This is a genomic window from Peribacillus sp. ACCC06369 (assembly GCF_030348945.1).
Taxonomy (GTDB): domain Bacteria; phylum Bacillota; class Bacilli; order Bacillales; family DSM-1321; genus Peribacillus.
In genome coordinates, this window is the sequence record NZ_JAUCEN010000002.1 from 1,615,393 (window position 1) to 1,641,095 (window position 25,703).

Genomic DNA, 25,703 nt, shown 5'->3' on the forward strand with positions numbered 1-25,703 from the left:
GCTGTTCAAGCTTGCGTTTTTATATAATGAAGTGTTGTTTTTCATATCTAGGAGGTTACCTTTAATTTTGGCTATTTTACCGATTGTCTTGTTTCCTGAAAAAATTTTACAACAAAAATGCGATAAAATAACAAGTTTTGATAAGAAATTGGCAAAGCTGTTAAATAACATGTACGAAACGATGGTGGAGGCGGATGGCGTTGGGCTTGCAGCACCTCAGGTTGGCGTGAAAAAGCAAGTGGCCGTCATCGAAATAGAGGAAGGATCAGGTGCAATCGAACTGATTAATCCAGAAGTGCTGGAAGTGGAAGGCGAACAGACGGGTGTTGAAGGATGCTTGAGCTTCCCGAGTTTATATGGTGAAGTATCGCGACCATACCGCGTCAAAGTCCGTGCGCAAGACCGAAAAGGATCTTTTTTCGAGATAGAAGCGGAAGATTTCCTCGCAAGGGCCCTACAGCACGAAATCGATCATTTGCAAGGAGTTTTATTTACAAGTAAGGTTTCCCGCTATATTTCGGAAGAAGAGTTAGAAAGGTTTGAAGAAGAATGACAAAAATCATCTTTATGGGAACACCGGACTTTTCAGTGCCGGTATTGAAAAGAATCATTGATGAAGGGTATGACGTGATTGCTGTCGTCACACAGCCCGATCGTCCAGTTGGCCGTAAAAAGGTGCTAACGCCGCCGCCAGTTAAGGTCGAAGCCGAAAAGCAGGGGATTCCCGTTTATCAGCCCGAAAAAATCCGTGAAAAAGAAGAACTTGAAAAGATCATTGCATTGAATCCTGATTTAGTGGTGACGGCGGCTTTCGGACAAATCCTTCCGAATGAATTGTTGGATGCACCTAAGTACGGATGCATTAATGTACATGCCTCCCTTCTTCCTGAACTGCGTGGAGGGGCGCCCATCCATTATTCCATTTTACAGGGGAAAGAAAAAACTGGAATAACCATCATGTATATGGCGGAGAAATTGGATGCCGGGGATATATTGACTCAGGCCGAAGTAGCCATAGGGGAAGAAGATAATGTCGGTACACTGCATGATAAATTAAGCAAGATAGGGTCCGACTTACTAGCAGAGACATTGCCGAAACTTTTAAATCAGGAGTTACAGGCGATCAAGCAAGAGGAGGATCAAGCGACTTTTGCGCCTAACATTAAACGGTCGGAGGAAAAAATCGACTGGTCGAAATCAGGAGAAGACATCTATAACCATATACGTGGCCTGAATCCTTGGCCTGTTGCGTATACAACCTTGGACGGATCCATTTTAAAAATTTGGCAGGCAAAGAAACTGGAAGATAGCAATCTGGCCGTACCGGGCACGATAATTGATGTGCAAAATGATGGTTTCATCGTTTCGACAGGTAATGAGACGGCAATACTAGTTACTGAACTGCAGCCTTCGGGAAAGAAAAAAATGCCGGCGAAAGATTACTTGCGCGGAGCCGGGTCGTTCATTAAAGCAGGCATGAAGTTAGGAGAACAGAATGAAGCAAACTAAAAAGGGAGTACGTGAAATCGCTCTCGATATTTTGGAATCTGTAGAGAAAAACCAATCCTACAGTAACCTATTACTGAACAACTTGATTAACAAGCACCAGTTATCCGGTGTGGACAGCGGTTTACTTACAGAAATAAGCTACGGTACCATACAGCGGAAGATGACTTTGGATTACTTTTTGAAACCGTATATTAAACAACCTAAAAAAACGCAAAGCTGGGTAATCAATTTACTTAGACTTTCCATTTATCAAATGGTCTATTTAGATAAAGTGCCAGATCATGCAATCATTTTCGAGGCTGTTGAAATTTCCAAAAAGCGTGGACATAAGGGTACATCTTCAATGGTCAATGGCGTGCTTCGTAATATTCAAAGAAATGGTGTTCCTTCCGTTGATGATATCAAAGATGATCTGGAGCGGCTTTCCATCGAAGTAAGTCATCCAATTTGGTTGGTCAAGCGTTGGGTAGAGCAATTTGGTTATGAAAAAACCAAGGAAATGTGTGAAATCAACTTAACTGCACCATTACAGACGGGACGGGTAAATTTAAAGAAGATTTCACGCAGTGAAATAATCAGCATATTAACGGAAGAAGGATATGATGTTGAAGCGAGTGAAGTCGTTCCCGAAGCAATCGTCAGCTATAAAGGTAATCTTGCTCATTCAGAAAGTTATAAATTGGGATATTTATCGATTCAGGATGAAAGTTCGATGCTTGTCGCCCATGCATTAGGTGCAAATGAAAATGATGCTGTACTCGATTGCTGTGCTGCACCCGGAGGGAAAACGACACATATCGCAGAAGGCTTGACCACTGGACAAGTATATGCACTTGACCTTCATGAACATAAGGTCAAGCTCATTAAAGAGCAGGCGGAGCGCCTGAAACTCAGAAACAATATTAAGACAATGGCCCTCGATAGCAGAAAAGTGCAAGAACACTTTAATAAGGAAGGGTTTGACAGGGTCCTGATCGATGCACCATGTTCCGGATTGGGAGTCATGCGCCGGAAGCCTGATGTTAAGTATACAAAAACAAAAGATGATATAATGAAACTCTCAAGCATACAAAAACAATTATTGGAAGCGGCTGCCCCGCTCGTAAAGCAAGGCGGACGGTTAGTATATAGTACCTGTACGGTGGATAAAGAAGAAAATGACCAAGTCGCTGCAGCATTTTTGGAAAGCCATCCTGATTTTGAAAGCGATGCAACCTTGTCTACAAGAATGCCTGAAAGCGTTCAGCCATTTATCGAGGGTCATACGCTGCAAGTTTTTCCGCAATATTTTAGCAGTGACGGATTCTTTATTGCGAGTTTTAGAAAGAAGGTGCTGTAATGGCAGAAATCACTAAATCATCAAGAGTAAGAAAAGACACAACACCAGAAAAACCATCAATCTATTCATTGGAGCTACACCAAATTAAAGAATGGCTCATTGAAAATGGTGAGAAGGCATTCCGGGCCGATCAAGTATATGACTGGCTTTATAAAAAGCGTGTTTCCAGTTTTGAAGATATGTCCAACCTTTCGAAATCTTTACGGGATAAGCTGGAATCACAATTCACCTTCACTACATTGAAAACTTTGATTCAGCAAACGTCCAATGACGGAACCATGAAGTTTTTATTTGAACTCCATGATGGGTATTCGATTGAAACGGTGCTGATGCGCCATGAATACGGAAACTCCATTTGTGTGACGACACAGGTAGGCTGCAGAATTGGCTGTACATTCTGTGCGTCAACACTTGGCGGATTAAAGCGAAATCTTGAATCGGGGGAAATTGTTGCCCAGGTCGTTAAAGTTCAGCAAGCACTTGACGAAGTGGAAGAACGTGTTAGTTCTGTCGTTATCATGGGAATCGGTGAACCGTTCGATAACTACGATAATATGATGTCATTCTTAAAGAATATAAATCATGAAAAGGGCTTGAACATCGGGGCACGTCATATTACGGTTTCCACAAGTGGAATCATTCCTAAAATCTATAAGTTTGCAGAAGAAAGCATGCAAATCAACTTTGCTGTTTCCCTTCATGCACCGAACACGGAATTGAGAAGTAAATTGATGCCGATCAACAAGGCCTACAAACTGCCAGACCTGATTGAAGCCATCAAATACTATACAGAAAAAACAGGGCGCCGTGTAAGTTTTGAATATGGTCTATTCGGCGGCGAAAATGATACAGTGGAACACGCCGAAGAATTAGCGGATTTGATAACCGGGATAAAATGCCATGTCAACTTAATACCGGTTAACTATGTACCTGAACGCAACTATGTACGTACACCTCGGGACCAAATTTTTGAGTTTGAAAAAACATTGAAAAAGCGCGGCATTAATGTAACGATCCGTAGGGAACAAGGCAGTGATATTGACGCAGCCTGCGGCCAGCTTCGGGCCAAGGAGCGCAAAGAAGAGACGAGGTGATCCTATGAGGGCAATATTTAAAACAGACCGTGGAAAAGTCCGCCAGCATAATGAAGATAATGGCGGAATTTTTAAGAACTCGGAAGGCGTTCGCCTTGCCATCGTTGCAGATGGCATGGGCGGCCACCGTGCCGGGGATGTAGCCAGTGCAATGACGATAGACCTTTTGAAAAAGAGCTGGGAAGTGTCCCGCGGGATCGATACGGCAAATGATGCCGAGGATTGGCTGAAACAGCAAATCTTCTTGGTCAATCAGTTGCTTTTTGAACATGCCGAAGCGAATACGGAATGTAAGGGCATGGGGACCACGATTGTTGCTGCCATTTGCACCGATAAGTTTGCTACCATTGCCAACATCGGGGACAGCCGATGTTATTTGTATAATGAGAGCGGTTTTAAGCAGGTCACGGAAGATCATTCACTTGTTAACGAATTGGTCCGTTCTGGGCAGATTTCGAAGGAAGATGCTGAGAACCACCCACGAAAAAATGTTTTATTACGAGCCTTGGGGACAGAAATGCAAGTTGAAATGGACATTACGACGGTCATTTTCGAAGAAAATGATTTACTATTGCTTTGTTCGGATGGTTTGACGAATAAAGTGAATGAACAGGAACTTGAAGAAACTGTAACCAATGGGCAGCCACTTGAAGAAAAGGCAATTTCATTAATAGATAAGGCCAATCACTACGGTGGGGAAGATAATATCACCCTTGTGCTTGTTCAATTTACTGAAGAAAGTGAAAGCAGGTGAATTGAATGTTGATTGGTAGAAGAATCAACGGCCGTTATAAACTGATCCAGATGGTCGGTGGCGGCGGTATGGCAAATGTTTACCTTGCAAGGGATATGATTTTAGATAGGGATGTTGCATTGAAAATCCTTCGCATGGACTTTAATAATGACGAAGAGTTCATCAAGCGCTTCAATCGGGAAGCTCAATCGGCAACCAGTTTGGCCCATCCCAATATCGTAAGTATTTATGATGTTGGTGAAGAAGATTCCATCTATTATATTGTAATGGAATACGTGGACGGTTTTACACTTAAGCAATACATACAAAAATATTTTCCAATTCCAGTTGATGAAGCATTGGATATCATGAAGCAAATCACGGCAGCAATTTCTCATGCCCATCATAATGGGATCATCCATCGTGACATCAAGCCACAGAACATTCTGATTGATAAAGAAGGAACCGTCAAGATTACGGACTTTGGAATTGCACTGGCCCTAAGTGCAACGAACATAACTCAGACTAATGCAGTCCTAGGGTCAGTTCATTATTTATCTCCGGAACAGGCCAGAGGCGGGATGGCCAATAAGAAATCGGACATTTATTCACTTGGCATCGTCATGTTTGAATTGCTGACGGGGAGATTGCCTTTTTCGGGTGAATCAGCCGTTTCGATAGCTCTTAAACATTTACAATCGGAAACTCCTTCGCCAAAACGCTGGAACCCTGAAATACCTCAGAGTGTGGAAAATATTATCTTGAAAGCGACAGCCAAAGATTCATATTACCGCTATGAGAGCGTAGACTCAATGGAAGATGACATGCGGACGTCACTTAATCCTGAGCGTTCGAATGAACTTCCTTTTGCGATTCCTGAAGATCATGATGCAACAAAAGCCATCCCCGTCATCACGGATGATCAGCTTTCAAGCATCGATGAGACAATCATTAGGGGGCCTGAAAAAAATACTTTAGTCTATTCGGATGATGGGGAAAGTGAATCAGAAGTAGAGAGTAAATCGAAAAAGAAACAGAAGAAACAGAAAAAACAAAAAACGAAGTCGAAACAAAAAGATAAAAAACGAAAGAAAATGCCTGCCATTTTGGTGACCACCTTTTTAGTTCTGGCCCTGATTGCTGGTACATCTCTTTTATTACCTTCTTTGTTTGTTTCCAAGGAAGTGACGATCCCTGACCTAAAAGGGAAAGAATTGGATGATGCCATTACTGAATTACTTGAATTGGATTTGGTCATCGGAGACACGATTGAGATTGAAGATGAAGAGGTTGAAGCGAGTCTTGTGATCAAAACCAATCCTAAAGAAGGTAAGACGGTCAAGGCCGGAGCAGAAATCGATATTTATCAAAGTATTGGTAAAGAAACGATTTCATTGTCCAGCTATGAAGGACGGGATTACTCAGATGTAAAATCCCTGCTTGATAAAATGGGTTTTAAAAACATAAGCGTGACCGAAAAATATGATGACAGTGCTGCCGGTACGATCATAGAACAAACGCCTTCTGGTGCCACTGAAATCGTACCATCTGAAACGGAGCTTGAGCTAACGGTAAGTAAAGGGGAAGACCTATTGAGCTTGAAGAACTTAACAGGGTTCAATGAAGCTGGCCTTAATGATTATTCCAGTGAAAGTGGAATAAAGATCGATGTGGAAGAAGAAGTTTATGACGATTCCGTTGCAGAGGGGCTTGTCATTTCCCAGTCTCCAGAACCTACTACGAAGGTGGAAAAGGGCAGTACGGTGAAAGTGGTCATTTCGAAAGGGAAAGAAGAGATTCCTCCTAAGAATGTGACGGAGGAAATCAAAATCGAGTATGACCCGGTTGAACCAGGCAAAGCGCAAAAGATCCAAATCTTCATAGAGGATATCAACAATAGCATGACGGAGCCTAAAGAATCATTCTTTATCGTGGAGGATTCCAAGCGAACGATCGAATTAACGGTTTCCCCAGATAAGAAAGCAGGATATAAAGTCATGCGTGATAATCAGGTCATCATCGACCAAGCCGTCTCTTATCCAGAATAAATTTAATAATTAGGAGTGTGGTTATGCCCGAAGGAAAAATTATCAAAGCATTAAGTGGATTTTATTATGTCCTTGAAGGTGAAGAAGTCTATCAATGCCGCGGACGGGGAGTATTCAGGAAAAATAAGGTGACGCCACTTGTAGGTGATTATGTTGTTTTTCAAGCGGAAAATAAAACGGATGGGACCGTGACCGAAATAAAACCGCGAAAGAATGAATTGATCCGGCCACAAATTTCAAATGTAGACCAAGCCATCCTAGTCTTTTCGGCAGTGGAACCTGATTTCAGTCCAGCATTGCTTGATCGATTTCTCGTACTTATCGAAGATAACGAAATCGAACCCATTATCGTCGTGACTAAACTTGACTTGGTTACTTCTGAAAACCAAAAGAAACTGTCTCAGTATATCAAGGACTATCAGAAACTTGGCTATACTGTACTGGAGACATCTTCAGTTACCGCTGGGGGCATTGAAGAACTAGTGCCGTATTTAGAAGAGAAAACGAGTGTATTTGCTGGTCAGTCAGGTGTTGGGAAATCGTCCTTGCTGAATGCGATCAATCCTGAATTGGCTTTAAAGACGGATGATATTTCGTCACACCTAGGACGTGGGAAGCATACGACACGCCACGTTGAATTGATTCATATTGGCTCTGGGCTTGTCGCGGATACACCAGGATTCAGTTCACTTGAATTCATGGAAATGGAAGCTGAACGGTTATCCTATTGCTTCCCGGAAATGCATAAGCATGGGGAAGACTGTAAATTCCGGGCTTGCCTGCATGATAAAGAACCGAAGTGTGCTGTGAAGGAAGCGGTTGAGACAGGGGAAATTCCACATTATCGATATGAACACTATATGCAATTCTTAGAAGAAATTAGAGATAGAAAGCCGAGGTATTAAAATGGTTAAAATCGCACCATCCATTTTATCAGCTAACTTTGCAAAATTGGGAGAAGAAATCATTGATGTTGAAAGGGGCGGAGCGGATTTAATCCATGTAGATGTCATGGATGGGCATTTCGTGCCGAATATTACGATAGGCTCCCTGATTGTAGACGCTATCCGGCCGGTGACAAAGCTTCCGCTGGATGTTCACTTAATGATCGAACAACCTGATCGTTATATCGAGGCGTTTGCGAAAGCTGGAGCCGATTATATAACTGTACATGTAGAGGCATGCACTCATTTGCATCGGACAATCCAATTGATTAAATCTTTTGGTGTAAGGGCTGGCGTGGTGCTTAACCCAGCCACTCCGGCTTCCTTGATCCAACCCATAATCGAAGATATTGACATGGTATTACTGATGACGGTTAACCCAGGTTTTGGCGGGCAAAAGTTCATTTCATCCGTACTGCCCAAAATTGCTGAAGTGAAGGCGATGGCAGAAATGCATAACCAAAATCTGGAAATAGAGATTGATGGTGGAGTAAATGAAGAAACGGCTAAACTATGTATTGAACAAGGGGCGACAATCCTAGTGGCCGGCTCGGCAATATATAATCAAGAAGATCGACACGCAGCGATTCAAAAGATTCGGGGAAAGTGATATAAAGCCGACACTATCGTATTCAAATGATAGTGATCGGCTTTTTTTATCAATTATACAAAACATCTTGTATATGAATATACATAGAAAAGGATGATTACGATGATTATTAGTATAATGGCTGGAGGTCCGGAATGTTTTTGGCCAGATTTAACAAGGTATATAGAGATGACTGATCTATGGGTCGGGGTTGACAGGGGAGTATGGGCATTGCTTGAAGAAGGTATCGAACCTAAGTGCGGATTTGGGGATTTTGATTCAGTTTCGGAAAGTGAATACAAGAAAATTGAGCAAAGGCTGGAACAAATCAATTTATATTCATCGGAAAAGGATGAAACCGATTTAGAAATCGCATTTAAATGGGCAATAGGGAAAAAACCAAGTGAAATTCACATATTGGGCGCTACAGGAGGAAGAATGGACCATTTTCTTGGTAATATCCAGCTGCTCCAAAAAGAAAGTGTCCTCCCTTATCATGGTGACATTGATATATACATAGTTGATAAGCAAAATATATTCACAGTAAAAACAGCGGGGGCATATGAAGTCACCGCTTTGCAAGATAAGAAATACCTGTCATTGCTCCCTGTAACGGCAGAAGTCACCGGCATTACACTTTCGGGTTTCAAATACCCTCTGAGTGATGCAAGCTTGGAAATAGGTTCGACGCTTTGCATCAGCAATGAACTAATTTCCGAATCTGGGAATGTTTCATTTGAGAAAGGCATATTAATGGTGATAAGAAGCAGTGATTAAAATTCATGCTTAGAGCAGATTCGGATATAATTACGATCATCCTATATCCGCTTAAAAGCTTATGTTGTAATAGAAAAATTCCACTTCATCTTTATTTGTGGGATGCAAAGAGGAGGGGCATGATGAAATTTTATACGATTAAATTGCCAAAAGTTCTGGGCAGTTTGGTAAGGGCTATGCTCGGAGCGTTTAAAAAAGGCTGATACTTATCTCCATGACACCTCTCAAATTCAGGGAGGTGTTATTTTTTTCGGGATTTCTGGGGGAATGATAGGGGGTTGGCCATCCATTAATGGGAGATGACTTCTTTTCCTGATGCAGACTGTACCTTATCAACGAAATTAAAACCATCCCCATTAAAATGCAGGCCATTACAAGTAAAAAGGCATCCTAAGAGGATGCCGTAACATTATACGCGTTCTACTTTGCCCGATTTAAGAGCTCTTGCAGAAACGTATACACGTTTAGGTTTACCGTCAACTAAAATACGTACTTTTTGAAGGTTAGCGCCCCATGTACGCTTGCTAGCGTTCATTGCGTGAGAGCGGCTGTTACCAGAACGAGTTCTTCTTCCAGTGATTACACATTTACGTGCCATGTTAAATTCCCTCCTAACTACAACAAGCTTAAGTTATTCGCAGTCGTCTTAAGTCTTTGTAAAATACTTTAATAATTTATCATACCTACCGATAGAATGCAATACTTCAGTTCATTACTTTCAAGAAAAAAACCTTGACATACCTACTTGAAAATTGAAATATATAAAGTGCCGTATGACATTTACTTTTAAAACCATGGACATTATAGTAAAATGTCTTTAGTTGACTTGATTTTTTGGGAGGGAAAAGAAAATGTCTATCGAATTACAAACGAAATATGGACAAATTGATATCTCTAATGATGTTGTCGCTACTGTAGCAGGCGGCGCAGCTGTGGATTGCTACGGAATTATAGGAATGGCTTCCAAAAAACAATTTAAAGACGGCATTGCCGAAATTTTAAGAAAAGAAAACTTTACTAAGGGTGTAATAGTCCGTCAAGAAGAGGAAGAAGTTCATATCGATATGTATATTATCGTAAGTTATGGAACAAAAATCTCGGAAGTTGCACATAATGTGCAATCAAAGGTAAAATACACTCTGGACAAAACTGTAGGATTAGCTGTTGATTCCGTTAACATTTTTGTACAGGGAGTTCGTGTGACGAACCCTTAAGTATAGGAGGAAAGTTTTGTGTCAATTACAAGTTTAAACGGAAAGCGCTTTGCAGAAATGATCATTCAAGGTGCCAACCATTTAGCGGCTAATGCCCAAATGGTTGATGCTTTGAATGTTTTCCCAGTTCCAGATGGAGATACTGGAACGAATATGAATTTATCGATGACTTCCGGAGCGAAGGAAGTGCAAAATAACGTCCAGGAGCATATCGGGAAAGTGGGTACATCCCTATCAAGAGGACTGCTAATGGGTGCACGCGGCAATTCAGGTGTTATCCTTTCGCAACTTTTCCGCGGTTTTGCTAAAGCGATTGAACATAAATCGGAAATCAATAGTGAGGAATTTGCCCAAGCATTTGAAGCAGGGGTTCAGACAGCTTATAAAGCGGTAATGAAACCTGTTGAAGGAACCATTTTAACGGTTGCAAAAGATGCAGCCAAGCAAGCGGTTTCATCAGCATCAAAGCACCAAGACTTTATTCAGGTAATGGAAGAAATCGTTACGGAAGCCAATGCTTCATTAAAACGCACTCCTGATCTACTTCCAGTCTTAAAAGAAGTGGGGGTCGTTGACAGTGGCGGGCAAGGGTTGGTGTTCGTTTATGAAGGTTTCCTTGCTGAGCTTAAAGGGGAAGCCCTTCCAGTCCGATCTGCAAATGGACCAAGCATGGATGACATGATCAGTGCCGAACATCACATGAACGTACAAGGGCATATGAACACGGAAGATATCGTATATGGTTACTGCACGGAATTCATGGTCCGATTGGAAAGTGAGAAACTTGCCAATAATTCGTTCGATGAAGAAAAATTCCGAAATGATTTAAGTGAATACGGAGATTCTTTATTAGTCATCTCAGATGATGAAGTCGTCAAAGTACATATTCACTCTGAACAGCCTGGCACGTGCCTGAATTATGGCCAGCAATACGGTAGTTTAATCAAACTGAAAATCGATAATATGCGTGAACAGCATACTGCGATCGTAGGTGAAACGAATACACCGCTTCAAACGAAACCGTCCACCAAAGAGAAGTATGGTGTAGTGTCCGTAGCGATGGGTGCTGGCATAAGCGAGTTATTCAAAAGCATCGGCGCTAAGTCCGTCATCGAAGGCGGACAAACGATGAATCCTAGCACAGAAGATATTGTTAAGGCTGTCGAAGAGGCATATGCGGATCATGTCATCATCTTGCCTAACAATAAAAATATCATCATGGCGGCCAATCAAGCTGCAGATGTACTTGGTGATCATGTGACTGTTATTCCAACGAAAACAGTACCACAGGGAATGGCGGCATTGTTGGCTTTCAACCCTTCACTTGATGCTGAAGAGAATAAAAAAGCGATGATCGAAGCCCTTTCACATGTGAAAACGGGCCAGATTACTTATGCTGTCAGGGATACCAACATAGACGGTCTTGCAATTGAGACCGGGGACTTCATGGGAATTGCTGAAGGAACCATCAAAGTGAAGGATAAAGACATGACTCAAGCGGCAAAAGACCTTCTCTCCGATATGATTGATGAAGATTCCGAAATCCTTACCATTTTATATGGAGAAGATGCAACAACAGAAGAAGTAGAAGGTCTTGTTGCGTTTTGTAATGAGAATTTCGAGGACGTTGAAGTTGAAGTCCATAATGGGAAACAACCTTTATATTCTTTTATTTTTTCAATTGAATAAGTTGAGAATCATGAAGATAAGGGAGATTTAATCGTCTCTTTGAAGGATCCAGAAAAAAATAAAAGGCAATAAACTGCATATGTCATTAGGCTATGCAGTTTTATTTTTTATGAAATGAAGGATTAGGGACAGCACGCTTGGAATTACAATAAATATGGCGTTATTATTAAACTAACTCCCAGTGTTTCCTTTGGGTTCAGTTCTAAAGAAGGAGGAGCAATTCATGAAATTTAGAAGTGTATTCGATATAATTGGTCCTGTTATGATTGGTCCCTCTAGTTCTCATACAGCAGGAGCTGCGAGAATCGGAAGGGTTGCCAGGAATTTATTCGACCGGGAACCAAAATGGGCCCATATTTCTTTTTACGGATCGTTTGCCAAAACCTATAAAGGCCATGGAACGGATGTAGCCATTGTAGGAGGCTTACTTGATTTTGATACATTTGATGAGAGAATTAAAGAATCGCTGGAAATAGCCCGCAAAAAGAAAATGAAAATTACTTTTCGCGAAGAAGAAGCCGTACCGGAACATCCCAATACAGCAAAAATAACGGTGGGCGATGATGATGGCGAACTGGAACTTGTCGGAATATCGATTGGCGGGGGAAAGATTGAAATCATCGAATTGAATGGGTTTAAATTGAGGCTATCTGGCCACAATCCTGCCATACTCGTCGTTCATGATGACCGATTTGGTGCCATTGCCAATGTTTCAAACATTTTAGCTAAGCATCAAATCAACATTGGCCAGATGGAAGTCTCCCGTAAGGAGAAAGGGAAGATGGCCTTGATGACCATTGAAGTGGACCATAACTTGGAGGACCACGTCATCGATGAAATTACAGCACTCCCCAACATCACCCAAGTTGCGAGGATTGTTGATTGATAGGGCAATCGTTTCCACTTAGGAAGGAGAAGATATCATGTTTCGGAATGTAGCGGAATTAATAGAATTAGCTGACTCAAAGCAGAAAAAAATATCAGAACTGATGATAGAACAGGAAATGGAAGTAACGGGAAAAAGCCGTGAACAAATCATCCATCAAATGGGAGTCAACCTGGATGTGATGGAGCAGGCTGTGGAAAAGGGACTCCAAGGTGTGCGATCCGTTTCCGGGCTTACGGGCGGGGACGCAGTCCTTCTTCAGAATTACATTAAATCCGGAAATTCCTTATCCGGTGAAATGCTACTGGATGCTGTCAGCAAAGCCGTGGCAACAAACGAAGTGAACGCAGCCATGGGAACGATTTGTGCGACACCCACTGCCGGATCAGCGGGTGTTGTGCCTGGAACCCTCTTTGCTTTGCAAAATAAATTAAAACCTAATCGGGAACAGAAAATTGAGTTCTTATTTACAGCAGGGGCATTTGGTTTCGTAGTAGCGAATAATGCTTCGATCTCTGGAGCTGCAGGGGGCTGTCAGGCGGAGGTCGGTTCTGCTTCGGGCATGGCAGCTGCAGCCATCGTTGAAATGGCAGGAGGAACACCGGCACAAAGTGCAGAAGCAATGGCCATCACATTAAAGAACATGCTTGGTCTTGTATGTGACCCTGTTGCTGGGCTTGTGGAAGTACCTTGTGTGAAGCGGAATGCCATGGGGGCAGCTAATGCTATGGTTGCCGCAGATATGGCTTTAGCGGGGATTACAAGCCGCATACCGTGTGATGAAGTAATTGATGCGATGTACAAAATCGGGCAAACGATGCCATCTGCTCTAAGGGAAACTGCACAAGGAGGTTTAGCGGCTACACCGACTGGACGGGAGTTGGAAGCGAAAATCTTTGGCTTGCCGCTGAATAAGAAGTGAACTCCACTTTACAGGAACCCATAACGGCAGTTAAAGGCATTGGGGGAGAAACGGCAGCAGCTTTGGAGGAAATGGAGATCCATACCGTCGCGGATCTCCTTGAGCACCTTCCCTATCGCTATGAAGATTACCGATTGAGGGATTTAGAAACGGTTGAGCATGATGAGAGGGTTACCGTAGAAGGAAAGATTCATACGGTGCCCACTTTAGGTTACTTTGGTAAGAAAAAATCCAGGCTTACTATTAAATTATTGACTGGGAGATATTTAATAAATGTCATTTTTTTTAACCAGCCATATCTGAAGCAAAAGCTTGCGATAGGCGAAACCGTAACGGTAACTGGAAAATGGGATCGGCATCGCCAAACCATTACAGGATCGGAATGCCATGTTGGTGATCATAGCCGGGAGAAAGAGTTCGAACCTGTGTATTCAGTGAAGGGCAGCATTACTGTTAAAGGGCTGCGCCGCTTTATCTCCAATGCATTTTCCCAGTATGGGACATTGATCGAAGAAAATCTGCCCATACAATTGTTGGCGACATACAAACTGATGCCGCGTAACGATGCTCTTCGTACCATGCATTTCCCTCTATCGGCCAATGATGTGAAAAAGGCACGACGCCGTTTTGTGTATGAAGAATTTTTATTGTTCCAACTTAAAATGCAGGCGCTTCGTAAAGTGCAGCGAGAGCAGTCAAAAGGAATTGGCCAGGAGTTTGACGAGAAGCAAGTGGAAAAATTCGTTGAAACTCTTCCTTTTCCTTTAACGAATGCTCAAAATAGGGTTGTCGAGGAAATATTGAATGACATGAAATCTCCCTATCGGATGAATCGTCTACTTCAAGGTGATGTCGGGTCAGGAAAAACGGTGGTGGCCGCCATATGCCTGAAGGCGACGATTACAGCAGGTTTCCAAGGTGCTCTTATGGTCCCGACGGAGATTCTGGCTGAGCAGCATACACAATCCCTGAAAGCCATGTTGGAACCCAGTGGAGTAAAGGTCGCATTGTTGACTAGTTCGGTAAAAGGCAAGAAGCGCAAGGAACTATTGCAAATGCTGGAATCCGGGGAGCTCGACCTTTTAATAGGAACTCATGCATTGATACAGGATGAAGTGAATTTTCGGAACCTCGGTCTTGTCATTACGGATGAACAACATCGTTTCGGAGTGGAACAGCGTCGGATCCTTCGTGAAAAAGGTGCAAATCCAGATGTCCTGTTCATGACGGCAACACCGATTCCACGAACGCTCGCAATTACAGTATTTGGAGAAATGGACGTCTCCACGATAGACGAAATGCCGGCTGGTCGTAAAGCGATCGAAACCTATTGGGCGAAACACCAAATGCTTGATCGGATCTTGACTTTTGTCGAAAAGGAACTAAAGCAAGGGAGACAGGCATACATCATCTGTCCATTGATTGAGGAGTCGGAGAAACTTGATTCTTTACAAAATGTTCTTGATGTTCATGCAATGCTTACACAGTACTTTGCGAACAGGTATAAAGTGGGACTCATGCATGGGCGTCTGCCAGCTGATGAAAAAGACGAAGTGATGCAGCAGTTTAGTGCAAATGAAGCACAAATCCTTGTCTCCACGACGGTTGTCGAAGTTGGGGTGAATGTTCCTAATGCAACGGTAATGGTCATTTATGATGCGGAGCGCTTTGGGCTTTCACAGTTGCATCAGTTACGGGGAAGGGTTGGACGGGGGAGTGATCAGTCCTTTTGCATCCTCCTGGCTGATCCGAAAACCGAAGTCGGCAAAGAACGGATGAAAATCATGACCGAGACAAACGATGGTTTTGCCCTTTCCGAGAAAGATTTGGAACTTCGGGGACCTGGGGACTTCTTCGGTAAAAAACAAAGCGGTCTTCCTGAGTTCAAAGTAGCGGACATGGTCCATGATTACAGGACCCTGGAAGTGGCAAGGGTGGATGCAGCAAAATTAATTGCCTCACAAAGCTTTTGGCATTCCCCGGAGTATGCGCCGCTTCGGAACTATTTAGAGGGAACGGGCGTATTTACGGGAGAAAAACTGGACTGAACCGAGTGAAAATCAATAACAGATTGTGAGATTTTCCACAATATCTTGCAATCTGTTTTTAAAATATATATACTACTATTAGTACCTAGTCATAATACTACGGATGGTGACCTTCAAATGCGAAGAAATAAGAAGGAACGCCAGCAATTATTAATCGAAACGATTAAACAGAATCCTTTTGTAACGGATGAGGAGCTGGCTGAAAAATATTCGGTGAGCGTCCAGACTATTAGGCTTGACCGTCTTGAATTATCGATACCGGAACTGCGTGAACGTATTAAAAACGTGGCCGAGAAGAAATTCAGTGACGAAATCAGGGCATTGCCTTTGGATGAAATCATCGGGGAAGTAATTGATCTTAATTTAGATGACAATGCAATTTCGATTTTGGATATAAATAAAGAGCATGTCTTTAAGCGGAATGGGATTGCAAGGGGACATCACCTTTTTGCCCAAGCAAATTCATTAGCTGTAGCGGTCATAAATGATGAACTGGCATTAACTGCAAAAGCATCCATTTTATTTACTCGTTCTGTAAAGGAAAATGAAAGAGTGGTAGCTAAAGCGAAGGTTAAAAACGTGGACCACACCAACGATCGATCCGTGGTGGAGGTTAGAAGCTACGTGGGTAATGAACTGGTTTTTAAAGGCGAGTTCGAAATGTATCGCTCTTAACTTTCTAGTAAAGGATGAAAGAAAATGAAAATAACAATAGATGCAATGGGTGGCGATAATGCTCCCAAAGCACAGGTTTTGGGAGCAATGAAAGCTGTCGAGACTTTTTCCGATGTGGAAATTACCTTGGTGGGAAATGAAGCCGAGATTAACCAATACTTAGCGAAACACGGTCGAATAAAGGTTGTACATACTGATGAAAAAATATTAAGTACCGATGAACCGGTTCGTGCGGTTCGCCGCAAGAAAAGCGCCTCGATGGTATTGGCGGCACAACAAGTCGCTGACGGAGAAGCCGATGCGTGCATTTCTTCAGGCAATACCGGTGCGCTAATGGCTGCAGGCCTGTTTGTTGTTGGAAGGATAGAAGGCATTGAACGTCCGGCTTTAGCTCCCACCCTTCCGACAATCGATGGTAAAGGTTTTGTACTTCTGGATGTAGGTGCGAACTCCGATGCGAAACCGGAGCATCTGCTTCAATTCGCCATAATGGGTTCTGTTTATGCCCAAAAAGTGCGGGGAATTGAAAAGCCCCGTGTCGGATTACTTAATATTGGAACGGAAGAAAAAAAGGGGAATGAACTGACTAAGCATGCCTTTACATTATTACAGCAATCACCGGAGATATCCTTTATAGGTAACGTAGAGGCCAGGGACCTCCTAAATGGGCCGGCAGATGTTGTCGTAACGGACGGATTCACGGGAAATATGGTGTTGAAGACACTAGAAGGTACTGCTATGGGTGTATTTAAAATGGTGAAAACGGCCTTGATGAGCAACATCAAGAGTAAGTTGGCTGCAGCAATGGTAAAGCCTGAACTAAAAGGCATTAAAAATAAAATGGATTATTCGGAGTATGGCGGTGCTGGCCTATTCGGTTTGAAGGCCCCTGTCATTAAGGCGCATGGTTCTTCAGATGCGAACGCAGTCTATAATGCAATACGCCAGACTCGCGATATGGTTGGCAATGACGTCATATCGACCATTGCAAAGACGATAGAAAAACAATAATAAATCTTAGTAGAGGCAGGGGAGTAACAAATGGGTAAAATTGCTTTTGTCTTTCCAGGACAAGGTTCACAGTCAATAGGAATGGGCCATGGCTTATTTCAGGAAAACGAGCGTGCTCAGCAAATTTTTCGAACAGCTGATGAAAAACTTGATTTTCCACTTTCCGAACTGATCTTTAACGGCACACAACAAGAATTAACGGTAACCTATAATGCGCAGCCAGCTCTATTGACCACGAGTTATGCCTTTGTCAAGGAGTTGCAAGAAGCGGGAATCAAACCCGATTATACAGCAGGGCATAGTTTAGGTGAATATACAGCTTTAGTGGCATCAGGTGCAATTTCTTTTGAAGATGCCGTTTATACTGTGCGTAAGCGTGGTGAATTCATGGAAGCTGCGGTACCGAATGGTCAAGGCTCAATGGCTGCGATACTGGGAATGGACCGTGAAGCTCTATCTGAAGTGACTTCTGAAATAACGGCCACAGGGGAATCCGTCCAATTAGCCAATATTAATTGTCCGGGGCAAATCGTCATTTCAGGTACTTCAGAAGGGGTTAAACTTGCAAGTGAAAAAGCTAAGGAGAATGGAGCTAAACGGGCTCTTCCTCTTGAAGTGAGTGGACCGTTCCACTCGGAGTTGATGAAACCGGCTGCAGAAAAGTTACAGGGGGTCCTAGATGAAGTTAGCTTCAAACAGGCAGAAATTCCTGTCATTTCAAATGTAACGGCCAAGCCGATTACTGCACCTGCTGAAATAAAAGAAAAATTAATCGAACAGTTGTATTCACCGGTACTTTGGGAGGACAGTGTAAAAAATCTCCTTGAATTGGGCGTGGATACGTTCATCGAGGTTGGCCCTGGGAAAGTATTGGGTGGATTAATTAAGAAAATTGATCGTTCCGTTCAAATTCACTCGGTTTCCGATATAGATACACTAACTAAAACTATTGAAACATTGAAGGGGGAACAAGCATGATCCTCGAAGGTAAAAAAGCACTTGTAACGGGAGCTTCACGAGGTATTGGCAGGGAAGTTGCTTTAGAACTTGCCCGTCAGGGAGCAGACGTTGCCATCAACTACTCTGGCAGTGAAGCTAAAGCGAATGAAGTGGTGGATGAAATCAAGGCATTGGGCCGTAAAGCATTTGCCGTCCAATGCGATGTTGCAAATAGTGAATCTGTGACAAGTATGATCAAGGAAGTTGTCGAACAGTTTGGCAGAGTCGATATTCTGGTTAATAATGCCGGTATCACACGTGACAACCTATTGATGCGCATGAAAGAAGAGGAATGGGATTCGGTGATCAATACGAATCTTAAAGGAGTGTTCCTTTGCACAAAAGCAGTCACAAGACAAATGATGAAGCAGCGCAGCGGCAGGATCATCAATATGGCATCGATCGTCGGCGTCAGCGGAAATGCAGGGCAGGCTAATTATGTAGCGGCCAAAGCTGGTGTGATCGGCCTGACTAAAACTACGGCAAAGGAACTTGCTTCAAGAGGCATTACGGTCAATGCGATTGCCCCCGGTTTCATCTCGACGGATATGACAGGGGAATTGCCTGAAGACGTCCAAAAAGCCATGTTGGCCCAAATTCCGCTTGCCCGGTTCGGTGACCCTAAAGATATCGCTGCAGTGGCGTCTTTCCTCGCTTCTGATGCCAGCAAATATATGACTGGGCAAACTCTTCATGTAGATGGCGGTATGGTCATGTAAGTTTCCTTTGATTTTTTTCAAAATTAATTTATAATGTTTTGAGGGGAGGTGAACACATTGGCAGATGTATTAGAAAGAGTAACTAAAATCGTTGTAGATCGTTTGAACGTAGAAGAATCAGAGGTAAAACTTGAAGCTTCTTTCAAAGAAGATCTTGGTGCCGATTCCCTAGATGTAGTTGAACTAGTCATGGAATTCGAAGACGAGTTCGATATGGAAATTTCGGACGATGACGCTGAAAAAATCGCCACAGTAGGTGATGCTGTGAATTACATACAAAGCACTATGTAATGAATTGTCATTTGACTAGAAGCTCCGTTTTTTAACGGGGCTTTCTCTTATTCTTAAAGAAGTTTGATGCAGAGGCGATAAGGCTCCGCCTGCATGGCAGTGGTCTTTTGCCATTAGTTTTCTTTAAGCGGATAATAATGTATGATGGTACATAGGAAAGCTTGACAGGAATTCCTGCCAGGTTTCTTTTTATATATAGGAAAAATATGTTTTTTGAACCGTTGTGGAGGGTTTTGTGTGATGCGTAGGAACGGAAATAATCGTAAACCATCAATCAAGGATAATAAATTCAAACAGTTGCAAGAAAGTCTTGGTTTTCATTTTAAAGATGAAAATTTATTGAAACAAGCTTTTACACATTCATCTTATGTGAATGAGCATCGCCGTAAGCCTTATGAAGATAATGAAAGGCTTGAATTCTTGGGAGACGCTGTACTTGAACTGACCATCTCTAAATACTTATATCAAAAATATCCGATGATGAGCGAAGGTGAACTTACCAAATTAAGGGCAGCCATTGTGTGTGAGCCTTCACTTGTTGCTTTTGCCAATAGCCTTTCTTACGGGGAATATGTATTGCTCGGCAAAGGGGAAGAAATGACAGGTGGAAGAGAACGCCCTGCCATGCTTGCGGATGTATTCGAAGCCTATATTGGGGCTTTGTACCTTGATCAAGGATTAGAGCCAGTTGTACAGTTTTTAAAAAATGTTGTGTTTCCGAAGATAGACGAGGGTGCTTTTTCTCATGTGATGGATTATAAGAGCCAGCTTCAAGAGCTGATCCAGCGTGATGCTATCGGTGTCCTGCAATATAAGATCTTGCAGGAAAAAGGACCAGCCCATAATCGTGAGTTTGTTTCGACCGTCTCTCTGAATGGGGAAGAGCTGGGATCTGGTATAGGAAAGTCCAAAAAAGAAGCGGAGCAGCATGCTGCCGAGCATGCATTGATCGTTTTAAAAGAAAAAAACCAACAAGATAGTTGAACAGTAGAGGGGGAAAGGTCATGTTCCTCAAACGCTTGGACGTTGTAGGATTTAAATCTTTCGCAGAAAAAATTTCGATTGATTTTGTACCTGGTGTCACGGCAGTGGTTGGACCGAACGGAAGCGGTAAAAGTAATGTGACCGATGCAGTCCGATGGGTGCTTGGAGAACAGTCTGCAAAATCGCTGCGTGGAGCAAAAATGGAAGATATCATCTTTTCGGGAAGTGACACGAGGAAAGCGTTGAATTTTGCAGAAGTATCATTGACCCTCGATAACGAGACCAATTCCCTACCAATTGACTTTCATGAAGTCAGTGTGACAAGAAGGGTTTATCGATCGGGAGAAAGTGAATTCTTTATTAATAATCAAGGTTGCCGTCTGAAAGACATCATAGACCTGTTCATGGATTCTGGTCTTGGGCGTGAAGCATTTTCCATCATCAGCCAAGGGAAAGTCGAAGAAATCCTGAGCAGTAAGGCAGAAGAAAGAAGAGTGATCTTTGAAGAAGCCGCCGGTGTCCTGAAATATAAAACAAGGAAACGAAAAGCGGAATCGAAGCTGACGGAAACGCAGGATAACTTAAACCGTGTCCATGATATCCTCCATGAATTGGAGGCACAGGTGGAACCGTTGAAAATTCAGTCTTCCCTCGCCAAGGAATTTTTGGAGAAGAAAGAAGAGCTTGAGCAAATAGAAGTAGCTTTAACCGTTTTTGAAATAGAAGAACTTTATGAAAAATGGGAAAACCTGTCCCAGGAACTTGAAAAACATAATGAAATGGAACAGCAAATGGCAGGGCAGCTTCATGATAGGGAAGCGCATCTCAAAAAGCTTCGGGATAATCTTGCGACGCTTGAGACATCGATCAATGGACTTCAGGAAATTCTTCTGAATGCCAGCGAAGAACTTGAAAAGCTTGAAGGCCGTAAAGAGGTTTTGAAAGAACGGAAAAAAAATGCTGCCCAAAACAAGTCACAGCTTGAAAAAGCGATTGTGGAAGGTGAGGCTGCTGTCGAGCGTTTATCATTGCAAAAGGAAAGAGAAACGGAAATCCTGAATGCATTGAAATTGGAAGTAAAAGGGATACAGGAAAGCCTGCATGAAAAACAAAAAAGCTTAGGCCTATTCAATAGTGATATCGAAGCCATGATTGAAGTGAAAAAGAGTGACTATATCGAGTGGTTGAACAAGCAGGCCACGGCTAAAAACGAAAAACAGTACCTGCTTCAGCAGCTAACACAGCAGGAACATAAAAATGCTAAACTTGATATGGAAAATGAAAAGTTCTTAACCGAAAGAATGGATATCACTGCGAAAAAAGTGGAATATTCACAGCTGATGGCCAATGTGACCAAGCAGCTTGAAGAGCATGTCACTTATTTCCGAAATCAGCAGAATAAATTGAATGCGGCAAAAGATACGTATCAAAAACAAGAAACCACCCTATATAAGGCCTATCAATTCCTTCAACAGGCAAAATCACGTAAGGAACTTCTTGAAGAAATGGAAGAGGATTATGCAGGCTTTTTTCAGGGTGTTAAAGAAGTTTTGAAAGCGAAAGAAACCCTTCAAGGCATTGAAGGGGCAGTTGCGGAATTGATAAAGGTTCCAAAGGAATATGAAACGGCCATAGAAACGGCTCTAGGTGGAGCGATGCAGCATGTGGTCGTGGAACGCGAAGAGCATGCACGAGAAGCCATTTCCTTCTTGAAGAAAAATAGGTATGGACGTGCAACGTTCTTGCCTTTGTCAGTCATAAAGGCAAGAGAGATTTCAGTGAACCAATTATCGATGCTGAAGAGCCATTCAGCTTTTGTGGGGACAGGTTCCTCATTGATCCAATATGATGATAGACATGCAGCAATTGCGGAAAACCTGTTAGGAACCGTCATAATCACCACAGATTTAAAGGGTGCAAATGATTTGGCGAAAATGATGCAGCACCGTTTCCGCTTCGTAACACTTGAAGGGGATATCGTCAATCCAGGTGGTTCGATGACTGGTGGAGCCTTAAAGCAAAAAACGACTTCCTTGCTTTCGAGGAAAACGGAATTGGAAGAGCTCAATCAAAAACTTGCCGCCATGGAAGCGAAAACGAACCAGCTAGAAAAGCAGGTTAAACAGCTCAAAGTGGATGTGGGTGTTCAAGAGCAAACGCTTGAACAAACGAGAAAAACAGGAGAGAGCCTTCGGTTACAAGAACAAACCCTCAAGGGCGAACTTCGTGAAGTGGAGCTACAGGAAAGAAATGTGAATGACCGGCTCCACCTATATGATTTGGATAAAAATTCATATTTAGAAGAACAACAGCAAAAAACAGCAAGACTTGAAGAGCTGGAAGAACTTTTGGAATCATGTAAAACGGAAATTGAAGGGCTTGACCGGTTAATTTCCGACATGACGGAACAAAAGCAATCTCAACAATCCTCAAAAGAGAGCCTTGCTGAAGAAACGAATGAACTGAGGGTAACACTGGCCTCTAAGCGCGGGCAGTTACAAAACCAAAAAGAGAAGATGGAACGCATTGAAGCGGATCTTTCAAAGGAAACAAGCAGGCTTGCCGAAAATAAAGATGATTTGGGGCTCCTGACCAATGAAATGACAGACAGTTCAAGCGGGGAAGAGTCCCTGGAAGATATGGCGCAGAAGAAATTGCTCGATAAAAATGGAGCAATTGAAGGAATCACGATAAAAAAACAGGAAAAAAATGAACTTTTAAAACAAGTTGAAACGCTTGAACTGGCCTTGAAGGAAGAAAATCGAGTTTATAGAGGCATTGTTGAAGTGATAAAGGATGAAGAAGTAAAATTAACTCGTCTGGATGTGGAACTGGAAAATCGCCTCGACCACTTGAGAGAAGAATATACGCTTTCCTTTGAAGGTGCTAAAGAACAGTATCCATTGATGATGCCTATAGAAGAAGCTCAAAAAAGGGTGAAGCTCATCAAGCTTGCAATCGAGGAATTAGGAACGGTAAATATAGGTGCGATTGATGAATATGCCCGTGTAGCTGAACGCTATGAATTCCTTCTAAGCCAAAAGGAAGACCTTCAACAGGCAAAAGATACACTATTCCAAGTCATCGATGAAATGGATGATGAAATGAAGCGACGCTTTGCCGATACCTTTTATTCGATCCGTGAAGAATTCGAACAAGTCTTCAAAGCTTTATTTGGAGGAGGCAGAGCTGAGCTGAAACTGACTAATCCGGATGATTTACTAAATACAGGGGTAGATATCATTGCACAGCCGCCTGGAAAAAAACTTCAGAATTTGAGCCTCTTATCCGGGGGAGAACGGGCATTGACAGCCATAGCCCTTTTATTCTCCATTCTAAAAGTGCGGCCGGTGCCTTTCTGTATCCTTGATGAAGTCGAGGCAGCCCTTGATGAGGCGAATGTCGTCCGGTTCAGCCAATTTTTAAGGAAGTTCAGCAGGGAAACGCAGTTTATCGTGATTACCCACCGTAAAGGTACGATGGAAGAGGCTGATGTCCTATATGGCATTACGATGCAGGAGTCAGGTGTTTCCAAACTTGTTTCCGTCAGGATGGAAGAATCGGAAAACTTTATTGAAGTTTAAATTCATTAATTAGAGGAAGTGGGATAATGAGTTTTTTCAAAAAGCTAAAAGAGAAATTTACGACCCAGGAACAAAAAGAAAAAGAAGTTGAAGCAGAAGTATCCATTGGGGAAAAATTCAAGCAAGGTTTGACAAAGACGAGAAATTCCTTTACTGGAAGGGTTAATGAACTTGTTGCCCGTTATCGGAAGGTGGATGAGGACTTTTTTGAAGAACTTGAAGAAATCCTAATACAGGCTGATGTAGGCTTTGATACTGTGATGGAACTAATTGATCAATTGAAAATGGAAGTCAAACTCCGCAATATCTCTGATACGAGGGAAGTGCAATCCGTCATTTCCGAAAAGCTTGTTGAAATCTACCAAGGCAATGAAGAGGCAACTTCAAGCTTGAATATACAAGAAGAAGGTTTGACGGTCATCTTGTTTGTAGGGGTTAATGGGGTAGGCAAAACGACGACAATCGGAAAACTTGCCCATAAATTCAAGGAAGAAGGAAAATCTGTTGTATTGGCTGCCGGGGATACTTTCCGTGCCGGTGCGATTGAACAGTTAGAGGTTTGGGGAGAGCGTGTGGGTGTCAGTGTAATCAAACAGGGTGAAGGCTCTGACCCTGCAGCGGTCATGTTCGATGCGATTCAGGCCGCCAAGGCACGAAAAGCTGATATCCTGATCTGTGACACTGCCGGTCGCTTACAGAATAAAGTGAATTTAATGAAGGAATTGGAAAAGGTGAAACGTGTAATTGAACGTGAAGTACCCGGCGCACCACACGAGGTGTTGCTTGCCCTTGATGCAACAACTGGACAAAATGCCCTCATTCAAGCCAAGACATTCAAGGAAGCGACCAATGTTTCCGGTATTGTTTTAACAAAGCTTGATGGCACGGCAAAAGGTGGAATTGTCTTGGCAATTCGCAATGAATTGGCCATTCCGGTTAAATTTGTCGGGCTTGGTGAAAAAATGGACGATCTGCAGGAATTCGATGCTGAGAAATATGTTTATGGCCTTTTTGCAGATATCATCGATAAAGAAGAGGTTTAAGAAAAAAAGTGTAAACCGGAAGAGATTTTCTCTTCTGGTTTTTTTTTGACCATTTTTCCAAGAGGACTCAAGATCATTATGGGACTCACTGTGATCTAGCAGAAGAACTACCTAAAAAAGAGGAGGGGAAATCCTCCTTGTAGCGGGAAAAAGAAAAAAATAATGATTTGCAAACAAGTGGTAAGGAGTTTAACTTGACATCAAATAAACAAGGCTATACAATATAAACTTGTAAAGGGTTTTCACTTAACAGCAGGGAGGCTTGCTAAGATGCTTGAAAAGACAACGCGGATTAATTATTTGTATGACTTTTACCAATCGTTGTTAACAGAGAAGCAGCAGAGCTACATGTCCCTCTACTATCTGGATGATTACTCTCTTGGCGAGATTGCCGATGAATACGAAGTCAGTAGGCAGGCAGTCTATGATAATATAAAAAGAACAGAAGCGATGCTTGAGGAATACGAAGCTAAGCTATTGTTATTTCAAAAATTTCAAGAGCGTAACCAGTGGATTGCGAATATGAAGGGACTCATAGAAAAGGATTCCTTTTCAAAAGAGAAGCTGCTAGACGCAATCACAACGCTTGAGAAGTTGGATTAGGA

General features: G+C 42.5%; 25 protein-coding genes. 24 read left to right on the top strand and 1 reads right to left on the bottom strand.

Annotated elements, in window-relative coordinates:
* The first annotated feature begins 67 nt into the window (after positions 1 to 67).
* The 10 genes from def to spoVM all read left to right on the top strand — a co-directional run bounded on the left by def (position 68) and on the right by spoVM (position 9,236).
* Positions 68 to 553 (top strand): peptide deformylase, encoded by a 486-nt coding sequence (def, locus tag QUF78_RS08760; RefSeq protein WP_289324353.1) that lies wholly within the window; start codon positions 68 to 70, stop codon positions 551 to 553.
* On the top strand, positions 550 to 1,509 hold the full coding sequence (fmt, locus tag QUF78_RS08765) for a methionyl-tRNA formyltransferase (RefSeq protein ID WP_289324354.1): 960 nt from the start codon (positions 550 to 552) through the stop codon (positions 1,507 to 1,509). The genes def and fmt overlap by 4 nt, the downstream gene beginning before the upstream one ends.
* Positions 1,496 to 2,848, top strand: coding sequence for a 16S rRNA (cytosine(967)-C(5))-methyltransferase RsmB (gene rsmB / locus QUF78_RS08770; protein WP_289324355.1), 1,353 nt, complete (start codon positions 1,496 to 1,498; stop codon positions 2,846 to 2,848). The genes fmt and rsmB overlap by 14 nt, the downstream gene beginning before the upstream one ends.
* Positions 2,848 to 3,942 carry a dual-specificity RNA methyltransferase RlmN gene (gene rlmN / locus QUF78_RS08775; protein ID WP_289324356.1) on the top strand — a complete coding sequence of 365 codons (1,095 nt, stop codon included), beginning with the start codon at positions 2,848 to 2,850 and terminating at the stop codon, positions 3,940 to 3,942. The genes rsmB and rlmN overlap by 1 nt, the downstream gene beginning before the upstream one ends.
* Positions 3,943 to 3,946: 4 nt before the next feature.
* Positions 3,947 to 4,696, top strand: a complete 750-nt coding sequence (locus QUF78_RS08780) for a Stp1/IreP family PP2C-type Ser/Thr phosphatase (protein WP_289317198.1) — start codon at positions 3,947 to 3,949, stop codon at positions 4,694 to 4,696.
* Between the two features lie 5 nt (positions 4,697 to 4,701).
* Entirely contained in the window at positions 4,702 to 6,723 is a 2,022-nt protein-coding gene (gene pknB / locus QUF78_RS08785; RefSeq protein WP_289324357.1) for a Stk1 family PASTA domain-containing Ser/Thr kinase, read from the top strand.
* 23 nt (positions 6,724 to 6,746) lie between these two features.
* On the top strand, positions 6,747 to 7,628 hold the full coding sequence (rsgA, locus tag QUF78_RS08790; protein ID WP_289324358.1) for a ribosome small subunit-dependent GTPase A: 882 nt from the start codon (positions 6,747 to 6,749) through the stop codon (positions 7,626 to 7,628).
* A gap of 1 nt (position 7,629) precedes the next feature.
* Positions 7,630 to 8,277, top strand: a complete 648-nt coding sequence (rpe, locus tag QUF78_RS08795) for a ribulose-phosphate 3-epimerase (protein ID WP_289317195.1) — start codon at positions 7,630 to 7,632, stop codon at positions 8,275 to 8,277.
* 102 nt (positions 8,278 to 8,379) lie between these two features.
* Positions 8,380 to 9,033, top strand: a complete 654-nt coding sequence (locus tag QUF78_RS08800; protein WP_289324359.1) for a thiamine diphosphokinase — start codon at positions 8,380 to 8,382, stop codon at positions 9,031 to 9,033.
* A 122-nt stretch (positions 9,034 to 9,155) separates the two neighbouring features.
* Positions 9,156 to 9,236, top strand: a complete 81-nt coding sequence (spoVM, locus tag QUF78_RS08805) for a stage V sporulation protein SpoVM (protein WP_034313769.1) — start codon at positions 9,156 to 9,158, stop codon at positions 9,234 to 9,236.
* 206 nt (positions 9,237 to 9,442) lie between these two features.
* On the opposite strand, the gene rpmB is transcribed toward spoVM, so the two are convergent.
* Positions 9,443 to 9,631 (bottom strand): 50S ribosomal protein L28, encoded by a 189-nt coding sequence (gene rpmB / locus QUF78_RS08810; protein ID WP_034313767.1) that lies wholly within the window; start codon positions 9,629 to 9,631, stop codon positions 9,443 to 9,445.
* A 253-nt stretch (positions 9,632 to 9,884) separates the two neighbouring features.
* On the opposite strand from rpmB, the gene QUF78_RS08815 reads away from it, so the two are divergent.
* The 14 genes from QUF78_RS08815 to QUF78_RS08880 all read left to right on the top strand — a co-directional run bounded on the left by QUF78_RS08815 (position 9,885) and on the right by QUF78_RS08880 (position 25,701).
* On the top strand, positions 9,885 to 10,247 hold the full coding sequence (locus tag QUF78_RS08815; protein ID WP_289324360.1) for an Asp23/Gls24 family envelope stress response protein: 363 nt from the start codon (positions 9,885 to 9,887) through the stop codon (positions 10,245 to 10,247).
* Positions 10,248 to 10,265: 18 nt separating this feature from the next.
* Positions 10,266 to 11,936 carry a DAK2 domain-containing protein gene (locus tag QUF78_RS08820; protein WP_289324361.1) on the top strand — a complete coding sequence of 557 codons (1,671 nt, stop codon included), beginning with the start codon at positions 10,266 to 10,268 and terminating at the stop codon, positions 11,934 to 11,936.
* Between the two features lie 223 nt (positions 11,937 to 12,159).
* Complete coding sequence (gene sdaAB, locus QUF78_RS08825; protein ID WP_289317191.1) at positions 12,160 to 12,822, top strand: L-serine ammonia-lyase, iron-sulfur-dependent subunit beta; 663 nt, start codon at positions 12,160 to 12,162, stop codon at positions 12,820 to 12,822.
* Between the two features lie 37 nt (positions 12,823 to 12,859).
* A complete protein-coding gene (sdaAA, locus tag QUF78_RS08830) occupies positions 12,860 to 13,744 on the top strand; it encodes an L-serine ammonia-lyase, iron-sulfur-dependent, subunit alpha (protein WP_289324362.1) in 885 nt (294 codons plus the stop codon).
* On the top strand, positions 13,741 to 15,792 hold the full coding sequence (gene recG / locus QUF78_RS08835) for an ATP-dependent DNA helicase RecG (protein WP_289324363.1): 2,052 nt from the start codon (positions 13,741 to 13,743) through the stop codon (positions 15,790 to 15,792). Before sdaAA ends, recG begins: the two co-directional genes overlap by 4 nt.
* A 117-nt stretch (positions 15,793 to 15,909) precedes the next feature.
* Complete coding sequence (gene fapR / locus QUF78_RS08840; protein WP_289317188.1) at positions 15,910 to 16,467, top strand: transcription factor FapR; 558 nt, start codon at positions 15,910 to 15,912, stop codon at positions 16,465 to 16,467.
* A gap of 24 nt (positions 16,468 to 16,491) precedes the next feature.
* Entirely contained in the window at positions 16,492 to 17,478 is a 987-nt protein-coding gene (gene plsX, locus QUF78_RS08845) for a phosphate acyltransferase PlsX (RefSeq protein ID WP_289317187.1), read from the top strand.
* Between the two features lie 30 nt (positions 17,479 to 17,508).
* Positions 17,509 to 18,456, top strand: a complete 948-nt coding sequence (fabD, locus tag QUF78_RS08850) for an ACP S-malonyltransferase (protein WP_289324364.1) — start codon at positions 17,509 to 17,511, stop codon at positions 18,454 to 18,456.
* Positions 18,453 to 19,196: a 3-oxoacyl-[acyl-carrier-protein] reductase gene (gene fabG / locus QUF78_RS08855; RefSeq protein WP_289324365.1), complete on the top strand. Its 744-nt coding sequence runs from the start codon at positions 18,453 to 18,455 to the stop codon at positions 19,194 to 19,196. Before fabD ends, fabG begins: the two co-directional genes overlap by 4 nt.
* 57 nt (positions 19,197 to 19,253) lie before the next feature.
* Positions 19,254 to 19,487: an acyl carrier protein gene (locus QUF78_RS08860; RefSeq protein ID WP_034313729.1), complete on the top strand. Its 234-nt coding sequence runs from the start codon at positions 19,254 to 19,256 to the stop codon at positions 19,485 to 19,487.
* A gap of 240 nt (positions 19,488 to 19,727) precedes the next feature.
* Positions 19,728 to 20,471: a ribonuclease III gene (gene rnc, locus QUF78_RS08865; protein WP_289318437.1), complete on the top strand. Its 744-nt coding sequence runs from the start codon at positions 19,728 to 19,730 to the stop codon at positions 20,469 to 20,471.
* Between the two features lie 20 nt (positions 20,472 to 20,491).
* Positions 20,492 to 24,055, top strand: coding sequence for a chromosome segregation protein SMC (gene smc, locus QUF78_RS08870; protein WP_289324366.1), 3,564 nt, complete (start codon positions 20,492 to 20,494; stop codon positions 24,053 to 24,055).
* Between the two features lie 26 nt (positions 24,056 to 24,081).
* Entirely contained in the window at positions 24,082 to 25,098 is a 1,017-nt protein-coding gene (gene ftsY / locus QUF78_RS08875; protein WP_289324367.1) for a signal recognition particle-docking protein FtsY, read from the top strand.
* Between the two features lie 270 nt (positions 25,099 to 25,368).
* Positions 25,369 to 25,701: a putative DNA-binding protein gene (locus QUF78_RS08880; RefSeq protein WP_061462382.1), complete on the top strand. Its 333-nt coding sequence runs from the start codon at positions 25,369 to 25,371 to the stop codon at positions 25,699 to 25,701.
* Positions 25,702 to 25,703 lie beyond the last annotated feature (2 nt).